Source organism: Rhizobium azibense, from assembly GCF_004342325.1.
GTDB classification, from domain to species: domain Bacteria; phylum Pseudomonadota; class Alphaproteobacteria; order Rhizobiales; family Rhizobiaceae; genus Rhizobium; species Rhizobium etli_B.
Genome location: NZ_SMBJ01000021.1, coordinates 1 through 14,757 on the forward strand (window position 1 = coordinate 1; position 14,757 = coordinate 14,757).

Annotated in this window: 11 protein-coding genes and 4 pseudogenes; 13 read left to right on the forward strand and 2 right to left on the reverse strand. The window is 56.1% G+C overall.

Going from position 1 to position 14,757, the window contains the following annotated elements; genetic code table 11:
• From EV130_RS30800 to EV130_RS30825, 7 genes and pseudogenes are all read left to right on the forward strand, one after another.
• Positions 1-201, forward strand: a pseudogene (locus EV130_RS30800) (transposase); the annotation flags it as partial.
• Positions 202-1,058: 857 nt separating this feature from the next.
• A complete protein-coding gene (locus tag EV130_RS30805) occupies positions 1,059-2,570 on the forward strand; it encodes a tyrosinase family protein (RefSeq protein WP_004668600.1) in 1,512 nt (503 codons plus the stop codon).
• 31 nt (positions 2,571-2,601) lie between these two features.
• The gene (locus tag EV130_RS30810; protein WP_004668602.1) at positions 2,602-3,057 is read left to right on the forward strand and encodes a hypothetical protein; all 456 of its coding nucleotides are present in this window, start codon (positions 2,602-2,604) and stop codon (positions 3,055-3,057) included.
• A 472-nt stretch (positions 3,058-3,529) separates the two neighbouring features.
• Positions 3,530-5,059 carry a zinc-binding metallopeptidase family protein gene (locus EV130_RS30815; RefSeq protein WP_004668604.1) on the forward strand — a complete coding sequence of 510 codons (1,530 nt, stop codon included), beginning with the start codon at positions 3,530-3,532 and terminating at the stop codon, positions 5,057-5,059.
• Positions 5,060-5,124: 65 nt separating this feature from the next.
• Positions 5,125-5,318 (forward strand): annotated as a pseudogene (locus EV130_RS30820) (IS21 family transposase); the annotation flags it as partial.
• Positions 5,319-5,720: 402 nt separating this feature from the next.
• On the forward strand, positions 5,721-6,374 hold the full coding sequence (locus tag EV130_RS33915; protein WP_004668605.1) for a DUF3141 domain-containing protein: 654 nt from the start codon (positions 5,721-5,723) through the stop codon (positions 6,372-6,374).
• 37 nt (positions 6,375-6,411) lie between these two features.
• Positions 6,412-8,112, forward strand: a pseudogene (locus tag EV130_RS30825) (DUF3141 domain-containing protein).
• Positions 8,113-8,335: 223 nt separating this feature from the next.
• On the opposite strand, the pseudogene EV130_RS34110 reads toward EV130_RS30825, so the two are convergent.
• Together EV130_RS34110 and EV130_RS30835 are read right to left on the reverse strand one after the other, a co-directional pair.
• Positions 8,336-8,661 (reverse strand): annotated as a pseudogene (locus tag EV130_RS34110) (HipA domain-containing protein); the annotation flags it as partial.
• Between the two features lie 160 nt (positions 8,662-8,821).
• Positions 8,822-9,157: a helix-turn-helix domain-containing protein gene (locus EV130_RS30835; protein ID WP_026188835.1), complete on the reverse strand. Its 336-nt coding sequence runs from the start codon at positions 9,155-9,157 to the stop codon at positions 8,822-8,824.
• Positions 9,158-9,753: 596 nt separating this feature from the next.
• Here EV130_RS30835 and EV130_RS30840 point away from each other — a divergent pair.
• The 6 genes from EV130_RS30840 to EV130_RS30865 all read left to right on the forward strand — a co-directional run bounded on the left by EV130_RS30840 (position 9,754) and on the right by EV130_RS30865 (position 14,685).
• Positions 9,754-10,434 (forward strand): GntR family transcriptional regulator, encoded by a 681-nt coding sequence (locus EV130_RS30840; RefSeq protein WP_004668612.1) that lies wholly within the window; start codon positions 9,754-9,756, stop codon positions 10,432-10,434.
• Positions 10,435-10,748: 314 nt separating this feature from the next.
• Positions 10,749-11,633: an NAD(P)-dependent oxidoreductase gene (locus EV130_RS30845; RefSeq protein ID WP_004668614.1), complete on the forward strand. Its 885-nt coding sequence runs from the start codon at positions 10,749-10,751 to the stop codon at positions 11,631-11,633.
• Between the two features lie 77 nt (positions 11,634-11,710).
• On the forward strand, positions 11,711-12,139 hold the full coding sequence (locus tag EV130_RS30850; protein ID WP_004668619.1) for a carboxymuconolactone decarboxylase family protein: 429 nt from the start codon (positions 11,711-11,713) through the stop codon (positions 12,137-12,139).
• A gap of 77 nt (positions 12,140-12,216) precedes the next feature.
• Complete coding sequence (locus EV130_RS30855; protein ID WP_004668622.1) at positions 12,217-12,600, forward strand: hypothetical protein; 384 nt, start codon at positions 12,217-12,219, stop codon at positions 12,598-12,600.
• The gene (locus EV130_RS30860) at positions 12,597-13,493 is read left to right on the forward strand and encodes an alpha/beta fold hydrolase (protein ID WP_004668623.1); all 897 of its coding nucleotides are present in this window, start codon (positions 12,597-12,599) and stop codon (positions 13,491-13,493) included. Before EV130_RS30855 ends, EV130_RS30860 begins: the two co-directional genes overlap by 4 nt.
• A gap of 25 nt (positions 13,494-13,518) precedes the next feature.
• A complete protein-coding gene (locus EV130_RS30865; protein WP_004668626.1) occupies positions 13,519-14,685 on the forward strand; it encodes an ABC transporter substrate-binding protein in 1,167 nt (388 codons plus the stop codon).
• Positions 14,686-14,757 lie beyond the last annotated feature (72 nt).

A 14,757-nucleotide genomic window follows, 5' to 3' on the forward strand; every position in this document is an offset into this window, starting at 1 on the left:
ACGAATCCAATTGAGCGTCTCAACGGCGAAATCAAGCGACGCACCGAGGTCGTCGGCATCTTTCCGAACGACGAAGCCATCGTCCGTCTCGTCGGTGCATTGCTGCTCGAACAGAATGATGAATGGGCCGTTCAACGCGCCAGGTATATGACGCTTGAGACCATGGCCCAAATGAGCGATGATCCCCAAATCGGCCTGCCCCGCTGTGATGTCGGGTCAGGAAACGAGCGGGACAGCAGGCTAATACACTGCCCGAATTGCCCCGTGTGGACGGCAAGCGTCAAGCCTTGATGCCAAATTCAAACGGATATGAGTGGGGCTTCGCAGCTGCGGCGAGGTCTCGATAGGGTCCGACAGTAAGCCCGAATGAGTGGGCACAATGGGACTGAAAGTGGGATCACTTGGTGAGCCCGTTGTTCCCGCGCGGAGATCCCGCCGCTATTCTCGCAAATGTCGGACAGCCGCCGCCCTTTGTCGCATTTGTCGAGATCACGACAATCGGTTTGTCCCGCTCTGCTCTACGCACCCGTCAAGCCACGGAGTGGTGCCTGCTTCGCAGTTTTGAATTTGAGAGCGAGCGGGCTACGGCTCCGTCATTGCTGGGGGTCCGATAGCGAAAGCCTGTTCGAGATGCGTGCTTCTCTATCGTCGCACAGGGCGTTTTCAGCATCTTGGGCCCTCTCACCGGTCTGAACAACTGTTTCAGCTTGATCATTTGAGGTTTTCGCAACCGAACGTGCTTGCCGTGGCTGGTCGGCAAGCCGTCGCTCGAACGATCATGGAATGCGATACTAAGTTTTCCGGAATCTGGATTCCAACTGGAATGCAGGAAGACGATCGGTAGTAGCGTTTTTAGCTCGCATTTTACGCTGCATTTTCGAGTGGCACGTCGCTTGCTTCATTTCTCGTGCCGCCGATTCACCGAAACTCAGAAAGAGCCAACGCAAGCTCTATGGTGGTGCGAATTGCCCACTGCTCCCGCGCCCAGACGGCGCGGAACCGTCCTAAAAGCGGCATTAATCTTGGCGAAGGACAATTCAAATCCAAGGGAGAGTAAGATGAGCATCACACGCAGACATGTCATCGTTCAGGGTGGCGTCATTGCAGCAGGCCTGCTCGCCAGCGGCCTACCGGGGACAAAAGCCTTCGCGCAGATACCGTCAATCCCTTGGCGGCGCTCACTGCAGGGCTTGGCCTGGAACGACCCGATCATCGAGACCTATCGCGACGCAGTGCGCCTTCTCAACGCCCTTCCCGCCAGCGACAAATTCAACTGGGTCAACCTCTCGAAAATTCACGGCAGCGGTGACGTCGTCAAATACTGCCCGCATGGCAACTGGTATTTCCTGCCGTGGCACAGGGCCTATACGGCTATGTACGAGCGCATCGTTCGGCACGTGACCAAGAACAACGATTTCGCTATGCCGTTCTGGGACTGGACCGACAATCCGTACCTGCCCGAAGTGTTCACAATGCAAAAGACGCCCGACGGCAAGGACAATCCACTTTATGTTTCGTCGCGCACCTGGCCAATCACGCAGCCGATGCCGGACAATATAGTTGGGCCACAGGTTCTCAACACCATCCTAACGGCGAAGCCATACGAGGTCTTCGGCACCACCCGCCCCCAGGGACAGAACTCACTCGATCCTTCCTGGGTCACCACCAGCAGCGGCACGCAGGGGACGCTGGAATACACACCGCACAATCAGGTGCACAACAATATCGGTGGCTGGATGCCGGAAATGTCGTCGCCCCGCGATCCGATCTTCTTCATGCATCATTGCAACATCGACCGCATCTGGGCGACGTGGAATTTGCGCAACGCCAACAGCACGGATCGGCTCTGGGCCGACATGCCGTTCACCGACAATTTTTACGATGTCGACGGCAACTTCTGGTCCCCGAAGGTCTCTGACCTTTATGTTCCAGAGGAACTCGGATACAATTATGGTTTCCGGACCTACTTCAAGGTCGCGGCGGCGAGCGCCAAAACGCTGGCCCTGAACGATAAACTCACGTCCGTGATCGCGGCGACGGCGACCGATGCTGCAGTCGCCGGCGTGACGACCACCTCCACGGACAACAGCAAGGCGGCAACGGAAAACGTGCCGCTTTCGCTGCCGATCAAGATCCCGGCGGGCGCATTGCAGGAGATCGTCCGCCAACCGCCTCTGCCATCCGGCATGGATACAATGGATTTCGGCGCGGCACAGGAGCAGGCGGCCTCCGCTCCTCGTGTGCTGGCATTCCTGCGCGATGTCGAGATCACCAGTGCCAGCACGACCAGCGTTCGGGTGTTTCTCGGCAAGAACGACCTTAAGGCCGATACGCCCGTCACCGATCCCCATTACGTCGGTTCTTTCGCCGTTCTCGGTCATGACGGCGACCATCATCGCAAACCATCCTTCGTCCTCGATCTGACGGACGCGATCCAGCGGGTTTACGGCGGAAGGGGGCAGACGGATGGCGAGGCCATCGACCTGCAGCTCATTCCTGTCGGATCGGGAGCGGGCAAACCCGGCGCCGTAGAGCCCGCAAAGCTAGAAATAGCCATAGTGTCCGCCTAACATCCGGACTGGCTGGGTTGTGGAGACATCGATGCGCTATCATCGTTGGGTGCTTATCGCTATTCGTGCGGCGGCATTATCGATGCTGCGCATCGTCAGCCCGGTTCAAGCTAACGAGAGCGACATGCGGGCAACGACCAGTAAGCCCGCGACGATAACCATATCGAGCAGAGCAGTCCACTCATCGGCTGATACCAGTGCGCGGGTCGTCCTTACTGTCACTGGTTATGAACCGTCGACTTCAGGACCAGTGACGACGGTCGTTTCGCTTGACTGCGGCAGTAACGTTCGCGAAATTGGTAGGTTTGGTATTTTTCCGAACAAGGCGTTTTCGGTATTGGACGGGGCAAAGCCTCAACGATTTGGGTTTCCCTTGCCCGATGACCCGTCTTGCCGTCAGCCACAGACCGTCATTATCCGGCTGGAGCCTCAAACAGGCGGCGGTTCGGGCGCCAGCATCACTATCAGCGACGCAAGCATCGAATAGATTGGCAGTCGGGGCTGATTTGCCGCTAGCTCCAGAACCTTGGCGGCAATGAAAGTCCGCCGGATAAAATAGAGGGTTTTGATAGGTTGTTGTGACAAAGGTCCAACGCGCAGCGCCTATCGTGGTCAACAGTTTACAGTCTTGCCGCTGCATTCGGCGACTGATGGTCGTCTGCAAGCAGGCAAAGGTTTTTGGCCGACCCGAGACTAGGCTCAAGATAAAGTCGCTCTTAAAGGCATTGAACCAACGACGCGTTCCTAGATCAGTAAAGTGACTCTTCAACCACTTCAGATGCTTGCGCGGAGTCTGTCCGAAAGCTGCATTGACTTCGCACGCGGTCCAAAACCGATTCAGACTGCGCGTTCAATTCAAAACTGAAGATTAGACGTGTGCTTTTAATGGCACTGGATTTGCAAGGACACGGGCGGCGTGCGGCCATAGGTATCGTGATAGAGAGGCGCGGAGGTTAGTCTTGAAACGAAGAGATTTTTCGACTGTTGGGCTCACTGCTCTTCTCGCCGGGATCGTATTCCCGGCTTTTCCCAGCACCGGATTCAGTGAGCAGCGAAAGCCGTCCATCCCCGCACTCCCTGATCAGCGGAAACTTTGGAGTTGGATCAAAAGGCTCAACAGTTTCGGCCCCCGATTGACCGGCAGCCCGGCGCAAGCACGGGCAATCGATTATCTTGCTGGTGAGTTGAGAGGGATGGGCCTTGAGGTGAAGCGCGATCAACTCACGATGCGCCGGTGGATGCCACGAACCACCGCGTTCAAACTGTCAAATGGTGAAGTAATTGAGGTAGCGGCGCCGTTCCCGTATTCCGGGCTTACACCTCCCGGCGGTATCTCGGGTAAGATGGTTCTTTTCAACGGTCGGGTTCAGGCGTTTGAGAAAGCCCGCGGCAAAATTGCGGTGGTGACGGTAAAGCGTCGGGATCTGGCGGCATTCCTCGAACTGGTGACCAATCGACGCGGCAGCCTGCCGGAAGGCATAGACTTTCCCAAAGCCGTAACCACGCCGCTTATCACCGGTTTGCTTGGCGTACCGATCGACAAGGCGCGTGAAGCAGGGGTTTTAGCCGTCGTTTGCATTTTCGAAGGCGTCTCGGAAGTGCAGTTGAAGGGGCAGGTGCTGCCATTCACCACACCGTATTGGGGCTTACCTGCAATATGGGTGGCGCAATCTGAAGGAGAGCGGATCAAAGCCGCGATCAAGCACGGTTTGAGCGGTCGCCTGACCTTGGATGGCACGTTGGAAGACGTTGCGACCGATACGATTTATGCGGTTTTGCCGGGCTGCAACCTGCTTGAGACAATCATCATCAACACCCACACCGATGGACCTAATGCGTGCGAAGAGAACGGCGGTGCTGGGGTACTCGCTCTGGCGCATTATTTCTCCTCGCTACCGAAATCTGCCCGCAACCGAAGCCTCGTCTTCGTACTCGTCACGGGTCATTTCCAGCTTGCCCAGTTCGGCCGCCACGGGAATCAGGCGACGGCGACCTGGCTCGAAATGCATCCAGAATTGTGGGACGGCAAACCCGGCCATGCTAAAGCCGTTGCAGGAGCTACGATTGAGCATCTTGGATGTACCGAGTGGCGAGATGACTTTGCAAAAGGGCACCCCGCGCCCACCGGGAAGCCGGAACTCGATTTGATCTATACCAGTAATAAGTCGATGAGTGGCGTGTACATCGCTGCCGCACGCGGGCGCAAAAAGGTACGCGCGCTGATAGTCGCCCCAGCGGCGGCGCAGGTGATGTTGGGCGAAGGACAGCCATTATACGCATCAGGAATTCCGACGATATCAAGCTGTCCGATACCGGACTATCTTTGCCAGGTCTTGCCGGGCGGAGGCTTGGACCGGCTCGACCCTGATTACGCCTTTCAGCAAGTCGAAACCTTTGCCCGCACGGTCGACTTGCTCGACAGGATGCCGCGTGGTGAGATCGGAATCGTTCCGTTTAACCTGTCCACTGTTATCGGTGATCTGCTGTAAACCTGACCAACACTAACGCCAGCGAAAATGGCGGTGTCACGCGATCGGCACTTTAACTGGCGCCGAGGATCATCTGGCAGTTCACGATAGTGCCGGGTCATAGCCGTCCCATCTGGGCACGCTTCGTCATGCATGAGATGACCGGCCTGCGTTTCCACATCGCGGCCTTCGAGGCTCTCGGCGGCGCTCCGCGGGAGTGCTTTGCGACCGGATGAAGACTGCCGTCATCGGTGAGCGTCAGACAGAAGGCATCGTCTATAAACCATGCCACCACCAGCCTTAGCCCCAACCAAAGCCACGCGGACGGCCGCTGAAACATCCTAGTTGGTGGGATCCCACACCGCAGGCGAATCCATCACCTCCTGTCCTCCGATAGTCTCCAACGAGCTGGGAGAAACTGCTGATCCAGGCTGAATGAAGACTTTGTGTGGCATTCCCTGGCGACGAGCTTGCTGCCCCTCTCCCGGCGTAGCTGGCTGACCCAGTGCTTGGCATAGACATTGCAGGGGATGAATGCGGCGGTAACTCGTTGGGGTCGGAAGTCGTCAAACTGCTTTCCTAGGCGTCGGCATTGCCTACCGAGCACCTCGCCAGACGGAAGCACGATCGATCTGGCACGTATGTATGCGTACGGGATCATAACCATAGAGGAGTTGAAACGATGGCGGATATTCTTACATCTCTAAACCCGCTCCGGTGGATTGAAGCGCCATCCACGGAACTGGAGAGCCAAGTGACCCAAAGTCTATTCCCGATGTTCCAACGCTTGGCGGAAGCGGGCGCTGAAACCGCTAAAATTCTGCAGGTTGCCTTATTGCGCCGCGTGCAAGTCATGTGCGACAGCCACTCTACCCGCCAGGGAAAGCTCTTTACTGAGGCCGAACGTCTTGCCGAGAGTCTACGCGAGGTGCACGGCAATGGGAATTTGGGCTACGCTTGGGCGGAATACCTGCGCGACGCTAGTGAGCGCGCCATATTGTGCATGGATCTTCTCCGACAGCGCGGCGACATCTTCCTCGAACATGAAGCGGCAGGCTGTCCGCCGGTTTTCTTCTGCGACTACGAGACAGTTATGGATGGAAACGATCTGCCCTTGAAATCCAATTACGTGTTACTTCGAATGATCCCGCCCCAAGGTGTTAACGTCGATGACACGAAGCGCCCCTTCATAATCATTTGCCCGCGCGCCGGACATAGTCCCGGCGTCGGTGGCCACAAAGAAGACAGCCAGGTCGGCGTAGCGTTCCGGGAAGGTCACCCGGTTTATTTGGTGTCCTTCCGCCGAGAGCCAGAGGGGGGGGCAGTATCTCTCTAATGTCACGTATGCGGAAGCGGCCTTTGTTCGTGAGGTCATGCGCCTGCATCCGCTTGCCCGCCTTCCAGTCGTAGTCGGCAACTGCCAAGCTGGCTGGGCTACCCTTCTGATGGTTGCGACAAATCTCGACTTAGCTGGCCCGATCATCCTCAACGGATCGCCGGTGACACCTACCTCGGGAAATATCGGTGAAAATACCCTCCGCTACATGGCGGGCCTCTTCGGGGGAGCTTGGATAACCATGTTTTTGTCAGATCTGGGCGGAGGCATCTTCGACGGCGCCCATCTCGTACAGAATTTCTAAACGCTCAATCCCGAGCGCCAGTTATTCATGAAGTATGTCGAACTGTTCCGAGATGTGGATGCGGCGAGCGAAGCCTTCCTTAAGGCTGAGAAGTGGTGGGGCGGCTTCTGCCTGATGCGGGGAGACGAGATCCGCTGGATAGTTGAGCACCTCTTTGTTGGTAATCGACTGGCGCACAACAAGGCGTATGGGGAGCCGGACCGGCGGCATTTCGACCTTAAGAAGATCAGGGCGCCTATTATCATATTTGCCAGTCATGGCGACAATGTAACGCCGCCGCAGCAGGCGCTGAATTGGATCCCCGAAATCTATGACAACGAGGAGGAAATCCGCCTTCTCGGCCAGCACATTATTTATATGGTACACAACGACGTCGGTCACCTCGGTACATTCGTTTCCTCGAGAGTAATCAACAAAGAATACAATGAGGTTGCAAGCACGCTCGAGGCAATTGAGGCGTTGTTGCCTGGCCTTTACGAGATGCGCATCACGGACATTCAAGAAGATGCTGGACACAAGAGCTATAGTGTTGAACTGATCGAGCGCACCTTCGAGAATATCCGTGAGTTTAACGATGGCCATGACGATGGAGGTCCCTTCGCTGCCGTCGCCCGCGTCTCTGAACTGCAAGCGCAGATCTATCACACAGTTGCCCGCCCCTTTGTGCAGGCCGCGGTCACAGACATCTCAGCAGACGCCAGCCGAATGTTCCATCCAAAGCGGCTGGAGCGATCGCTGCTGTCTTCTCAGAATCCGATCATGGTTGGCTATAAGTCAATTTCAGAGCAGGTACGGAACTCCCGGGCGAACGCAGCAGCGGAAAATCCTTTCCTGGCTGCGGAAGCGCTCTATTTCAAGGCTGTCGAACAGGCGATCGTGGTCATGCGCGACTGGCGCGACATGGGTTATGAGCTCGCGTTTCACATGATCTGGAACAACCCTTGGCAGCGATATTTTGACAATCCCCACGAAGCATACCGCAAAGGGACGACACTTGACGATATGAGATGGCAGCCGGACATCGCCAATGCGCTCAGGAGGATCGCGATCGGCGGACTCGCCGATGCCATCATCCGTATGGTCGTACTCCTGGTGAGCGATCGTGGCGGGATCCGACGCGACCGCCTGGCGCGCTGGTCACGGGTGCTGACCGAGGACGAGCCCTTCCGCTCACTAAGCGCTGATCATTTGGCCGAAATCACTCGCGTGCAGACGGCTATCGTCACCTTTGAGCCGGAGCAAGCAATGGAGACGCTGCCGCTGTTGCTAACGGAACCGAGGCAACGGCAACTCGCTTATGCAGCCGCTTGCTATATCCCGGGCTCCAGGGCGGAGATGTCATCGAGTACTGTTGCCATGCTACAGCGCTTCGCGGACGTGCTTGGCCAGCCATCGATCGTCGATGTGATTGAGGATCCGCTGGCAGTGACATAGTTTGTTCGTAGAGTAGCGTCTCGATCTCACCGAATCACATAATTATTGGTTTTCGCTCGTTGGTCACGGAGGCGCTTGAAACAATTCCATCGCAAATTCAGCCAGGACCGCAGATCGGAAAATTGCCATTGGACATCCGTCCTTTACAACGCAACGATGCCGTAATCCGGTTCAGTGATCGGGCCGGCAGAGGGCGGATTGAAACTGTGGAGGAAGGCTCTCGTCATAGGGCTGGCGCTCGCTGCAAATCATCGTGATCGAACGCACTGGCCATACGGTTGATCTCGGCTGACCGCGCACCGACCGCCTTGGCGGTCTCGCGCCACCTTGCGGTGTCGCGACTTCCTTAATGATCGCGCGAGCCTCGGCGAGCGTTAGGGCGTAGAGCCCTGCAGCTTCTTCCAGCAGGTCAAGGGAGCAGGTGCCTTCATCAAGATCAATGTTTGTCGTCAGCGCGCGCGCCTTGACATCCGTAGGCACTGGATTGAGGTCATAGGCAGGGGACAACGACCAGCTGGCTTTATTGAGCCACAGAAAGCCGTGATTTTTCTCCCCAGCTCAGAGCTAGAGCGGGCTGCAGCGAGAAGCGGCCGGGGTCCTCGAGCCAGGCACGATCATACTCAAACACGATTGTTTCGGCACCACGGGCGCGATTGCTCCGGGCCAGATGGGACGTGTGCGGCCGTGAAGGTCGAGATGAACTTCGAAATCAGCCATCGCGTGACGATCCCGGTGATCGCCTTGGGTGAGCGTGCTTGGGCAACTCTGCATTGGCCAGAGACTGGCCGACGCTGTCGTTACGGATGTCGGCGACTTGGCTCAGCCCATCTAGCAGGCCGAGTGCCTGGAGGACGCCTGCATAGATGCCGATGCTGACATTGGTGTCGCCGGCCTCGATCTTTTGAAGCGTTGAGCGTGAGGTGAAGGCACGTTCGGCTACTACCGCCATAGGCAGGCGGCGACGTCGACGTGCGTCGTGGATGTCTGCGCCCAGTTTGCGCAGCGCGCGCCGCACAGCGGCCGGAGCGTTGTGAGGTGTCGGAATTTGTCACCTTCGCACTACAGATTGCACTAGATATGTAGCACGAAGGTTACAATTTTTCAAGAGAGATGGTCAGAGAGAAAAGTGGTTAGAATGGGAATCGCGGGAGCGATAGCGCAAGTACGAGCCAGGCTGGCAGGCGAAGAAAGATGGCGGATCTTGAGGTGCTCAAGATCGATGCCGCCTCCGGACTGGAAGCGCGATCGGAACCACTATCGTCTGCTGATGCGGCTTTTGCCGATTGCCAAGCTGCACCCGGCCCTTAGTCGAACGGGTGCTCCTGGAAGATGCGGTGGTGTCGGTGACCGTGGACACCTCGTCGATCAGGGTCGCAACCGTGGCTGGTTTTGAGAAATCGGCGGGCGGACATTGTCGGCCATCAGGACACCAATTGAACTAGGCCATTTGGACTAGAATTTCCACTTATGGCGCGCCAACCGATCGGTTCCTCATGGATCGGGAAGCCGACCTCTACACAGCGGGCTCAATCCTCTAGAATAGTTGCTAATGACCGCTCATCAGACAATCTGATTGAAAGTTCCCCGCGAAGCAGCCATATATTTAGCTCAAATTCATTAGTGCTACGTAGGACATTGATCATGGTAGATGTGGAGCTGCAGGTCGCTCGGCAAAATGCCTCTCTTCGAGTGCAAGTCGAAGAAAGGCTCAGACAGGCTATTGCGACGGGCAAGTTCAAGCCGGGGCAAAGGCTCGTCGAGCGCGAGCTTTGCGAAATGATCGGCGTGGGTCGCACGTCCGTCCGTGAAGCGCTTCGGCAGCTTGAGGCAGAGGGATTGATCACAAGCTTCCCCCACAAGGGTCCAGTTGTCAGTATCATAACCTATGAGGAGGCCGCTCAGCTCTACACCGTCCGCGCGCTGCTCGAGGGGTTTGCTGGTCAGCAGTTCGCCGAAAATGGAACGGCGGAAGATATTGCCACTTTGCAAGATGCCGTTAGAGAATTCGAAGCGTCGGCGGAAAGCGGCGTGGGACACAGGCTCATCGCTGCCAAAAACGCCTTCTATGACTGCTTGATGGATGGCAGCAAAAACGTCTTCGTCAGGCAAATGCTAACATCGCTGCACAACCGGATCAATCTTCTGCGCATGACTTCGATGACACAACCGGGGCGCCTCAAACATAGCATTGCAGAAATCAAAGAGATTGCCGAAGCGATCCAAAATCGCAACGGACCCAGGGCTGCGGCCGCTTGTAAGCACCACATTGATATGGCTGCGAAAGTCGCACTCGAGTACCTGCGCAACAACACCTCAGGCTGATGCCATAAGATTTTCTGAAAATTGACAGATTGTCTGATGCTGGAGGTGGCCGGGTGTAATTAAATCCTTCAGGGCACGGTGCTTTTGACAACGCAACAACCTCTCTGGTGTCCATCGGACGATAAGATGGGTGCTGCTTGCACGGTCATTTTAAGTGAGGTGATTGAAGAAGCGACGGCAAAATTGGCGTCGTAGCGAGGGAGGGCCGGCCCAAGCATGAATTTTCCGATTGACAGATTGTCTGATAGGTCGTTAACTACTCCTCACTAACGGAGGTAGCTGATTGTGCTTGCCTCACATTCGGGAGCGGGACGTTGTCACCACGAAAAAATCTGCGCGTCGCCTTTATTGGTCTCGGCGCAATGGGCGGGCCGATGGCACAACATCTGTTGTCGGCTCAATTCGAAGTCACTGGCTTTGATCTATCGGCCGAGGCTAGGGAAAGGTTCGCGGCCGTCGGCGGCGTTCCGGCAGAGACGGTAGCGGAAGCATTCAATGGGGCCGATGTTGCGGTTACCATGCTTCCCAACGGCAAGGTTGTTCAAGACGCGCTCTTCAAGGATGGGGCCTGGCAATCCCTGAGTGCTGACGCGCTTGTCATCGACATGAGCTCATCGGCGCCCAATGATACTCGTGAGCTCGCAGAACGCTTGCATCAGAAGGGCTTGCGGCTGGTCGATGCTCCCGTGTCAGGCGGAGTGAAGCGAGCCGTCGAAGGCTCTCTTACTATCATGGCAGGCGGTGCTTCTGACGATATCGATCAAGCTGATCCCATCCTGTGCGCCATGGGCGGCCAGATTTTTAGGACAGGCCCGATCGGCTCAGGGCACGCCATGAAAGCCATCAACAATTTCGTATCGGGAGCCGGGGTTCTGGCAGCTATCGAAGGCGTTCTTCTTGGCCGAACGTTTGGTCTCGATCCTAGAACGATCGTCGATATTCTCAACTCGTCGTCTGGCAAGAACAACGCAACAGAAGTGAAGATGAAGCAGTTCATCCTCTCGGAGACTTTTGGCTCTGGTTTTGCTTTGGGGCTTATGGCGAAAGACATTAGGATTGCAGCGGACTTGTCGAAGGCGCTCAATCTCCAGCTGCCGACATTGGCCGGTACCGCTGATGCCTGGGATGCTGCTCGGCATGCTTTAGGCCCCGATGTCGACCATACGAAAATTGCGCAGTTCGTGAAAGATCAGGCCTGACCGCGAAAAACTACGCCAAACTGACAGTTGAAAATTGTCTGATAATCTGTCAAATATGATGAAGGGAGCGAAACCCAATGGCCACTTTGGACAGGAAAGATAAGGGGTCTAAGGCCGGCGAGCGAACAGCTCCATCGGAGCAGTTCAAGCGCGGACTTGCTACTCGTCGGCAGGTGATGGGGGACGCTTACGTTGATGCGGCCCTCGGAAAGGCGACCGACTTCACCTGGCCGATGCAGGAACTCGTCACCGAGTATTGTTGGGACAATATCTGGAACCGACCTGGCCTCGACCGTCGCGCTCGATCGATCCTCAACCTTGGAATGATAGCGGTTTTAAACCGACCGCACGAGCTCAGAGGCCACATCCGCGGCGCCATCAACAACGGTGTTACGAAACAGGAGATCCAGGAGATCTTCCTTCAGGTGGCTATCTACGTTGGTGTGCCAGCAGGCATCGACAGTTTCAGGCATGCCCAGGAAGTATTCACCGAAATGGGCATTTGAGAATGTGCTGTCCCGTGAGGGGGCATGTACAACATGCGCGGAGTTCTCAGCGCTTATCAACAAGGGAGGAGCCTAAAATGGCGATAGATCTCAAGAAATTCATAGAATTCGTGCGGGAGGATTTCGAGTTCAAGCGCGAAACTCGTTATCTTAACGGTATATTAAAATGCGATTTCCCTACCCGCAGTGTAGCGCTTCATTTCGAGGACGGTACGTTGCTAAAGGTGGAAGAGGCCGAATACGACGACGACAAGTGCACTATCGTCATACGCGGGACCGGTTCACAGTGGGAGGCGCTGCTTCAGCACAAACCCTTGCCGTTTTATCAGTGCTTGCAGTCATCAAACATCAAGCATGGCCTCTACCTTAGCAGTAACAACGAAACCTTCGCGTATCTGCCTGCTCTCAACCGCATGACCACCCTGATGCGCAATGCCCGTTCTGAAGGAGCAGCAGCATGACCAAGTTTGACCCCATTATCGGCCGTTATCTCTATCTCACCGTAGAAGGTATCGAGTACCGCGTCTATTACGAAGAAGCGGGCCAGGGGATTCCGCTTCTCGTCGGTCATACGGCAGGGTCCGACGGTCGCCAATACCGTCATATGCTTTGCGATTCCGACGTGACGAAAAATTTTCGCGTCATCGCGTTCGATCTGCCGTATCACGGCAAGTCCCTTCCCCCCTACGGCGTTCGCTGGTGGGAGAAGGAATACAACATGACCAAGAAGTTCATGATGGACTTCCAGCTCGAACTCTCAAAAGCGCTCGACCTAGACCGCCCCGTTTATTTGGGCAGCTCCATGGGCGGCCATCTCGCGATCGACCTGGCATCGAACTATCCGGACAACTTCCGCGCCACGATCTCGGTCGAAGGTGCGTTGCGCTCGGCGGCGGAGTACGTCGACGTCGGTATGGCTGGCATCCGCAGGGAGTTCGACAATCCAAACGTCAATCGCACCTCCATCGGTGCGGCGATGATGCTGAATATCTCACCGTACTCGCCAGAAGCGAATGTCCGTGAAATCCAGTGGGAATACAGCTGCGGTGGACCGGGAATCTTCGCGGGTGATCTTTATTACTACTACTACGACCACGATGTGTCGCCAGAAGAAGCCAGCAAAATCGATACGTCGAAATGTATGCTATACTTCCTCACGGGCGAATACGATCCAAACACGTCCCCGGCCGATACCAAGATTGCTGCAGACCTGGTCAAAGGCTCCAAGTTTTGGACAATGGAAAAGCTCGGACATTTTCCCGTTACTGAGGACTATAGCGAGTTCCGGAAGTATCTGTTGCCGATTCTTGAGGAGATCCAACAGTCATCAGCAGCCCGGTCTAAGGTTGCCTGATCCTTTTCTCGGGAGGAGAACTTCAATGAGGTGCATTCTGAATGTCACACTTGGGGCGCTGATCTCGGTTAGCGCCCTGGCGACAACCGCTTACGCGGATGGTGTCGATCAGCTACCGGCTACAGAAAAGAAGATCTATGAAACTGTAGATCCGCAGATTCCATTGGGGGCGAGCGCCTACAAAGACTTCAAGCCCAAAAAGGGTCCTCCGTGGAAGATCGGCTATGCAAGCAGCTACGCTGGCAACACCTGGCGAGCCGCAGCTCTCGATGCGGTCATGAGCGATCTTTTACCGCGATCAAAGGCTGCGGGCCTGGTGTCTGATGTCGTGGTCACCCAGTCGGATCTTAAAGACGCCGTTCAGATCCAGCAGATGCGTCAAATGGTGGACGAAGGCGTCGATGCAATCATCATCTGCTGCTCGAACGTCACGGCTCTTAATCAGACGATCGAATATGCCTACAAAGCCGGTGTGCCGGTGTTCTCATTTTCGGGCTACGTGACGTCGCCATACGCCATCAATGGCGCGGCCAATCACGCGCAGGGCGGTGCCGAGATGGCGACGTGGCTGGCGGAAAAAATAGGAAAGAAGGGCAATATCCTTCTCGTTTCTGGTATTCCCGGTTTCGCTTCTTCGGACAGCTTTGACAAAGCGGCTAAGGAAGCACTTGCTAAGTACCCCGACATAAAGATCGTCGGTGAAGTTGCAGGGAAGTGGACCGACCAGGTGGCCCAGGTCGAAGTTCAGAAGTTTCTTGCGACGAACCCGACGAAGATTGATGGGATCCTCACGCAGGGGGCCCAAGAGAACGGCGTTCTCAACGCAATGCTGCAGTCAGGTCGAGACATGATCCCGATTACTCTCGGGGGGGAAGCTTCCGCCGCGTGCTACTGGCGCAAGAACCCCGAGTTTGTGGACAGGAGTTTCCATATTTGGCCGCCGCGTCGCGAGATGCAACAGATGTGGGAGATCATGCTCCGCACATTGGAGGGACAAGGCCCTAAGGTTCAGTCCTTCCTTCGACCCGTCTTGCCTTACACCATCGATGAAGTCCGCGCGGCAATACCAGAAGATTGCGACTTGAACTCGACAGACTTCGTGGAGCCCAAGGCGGACGGGTGGTTTCCTGCTGCGATTGCTGCAGACTACTTCGAACGCCCGGCTAATCCCTGGAAGCCTGTGTCGAAGTGAAACTGTTCTGCCCGGTGGGTCTTGCCACCGGACAGAAGTTTCTCTTGTGGGAGGACCGCCTCGCGCGGCCGT

Coding starts and splice junctions, on each gene's coding strand:
- EV130_RS30810 (WP_004668602.1), top strand. CDS start 2,602: ATGCGCTATCATCGTTGGGTGCTTATCGCTATTCGTGCGGCGGCATTA.
- EV130_RS33915 (WP_004668605.1), top strand. CDS start 5,721: ATGGCGGATATTCTTACATCTCTAAACCCGCTCCGGTGGATTGAAGCG.
- EV130_RS30850 (WP_004668619.1), top strand. CDS start 11,711: ATGGCCACTTTGGACAGGAAAGATAAGGGGTCTAAGGCCGGCGAGCGA.
- EV130_RS30855 (WP_004668622.1), top strand. CDS start 12,217: ATGGCGATAGATCTCAAGAAATTCATAGAATTCGTGCGGGAGGATTTC.
- EV130_RS30865 (WP_004668626.1), top strand. CDS start 13,519: ATGAGGTGCATTCTGAATGTCACACTTGGGGCGCTGATCTCGGTTAGC.
- EV130_RS30860 (WP_004668623.1), top strand. CDS start 12,597: ATGACCAAGTTTGACCCCATTATCGGCCGTTATCTCTATCTCACCGTA.
- EV130_RS30840 (WP_004668612.1), top strand. CDS start 9,754: ATGGTAGATGTGGAGCTGCAGGTCGCTCGGCAAAATGCCTCTCTTCGA.
- EV130_RS30805 (WP_004668600.1), top strand. CDS start 1,059: ATGAGCATCACACGCAGACATGTCATCGTTCAGGGTGGCGTCATTGCA.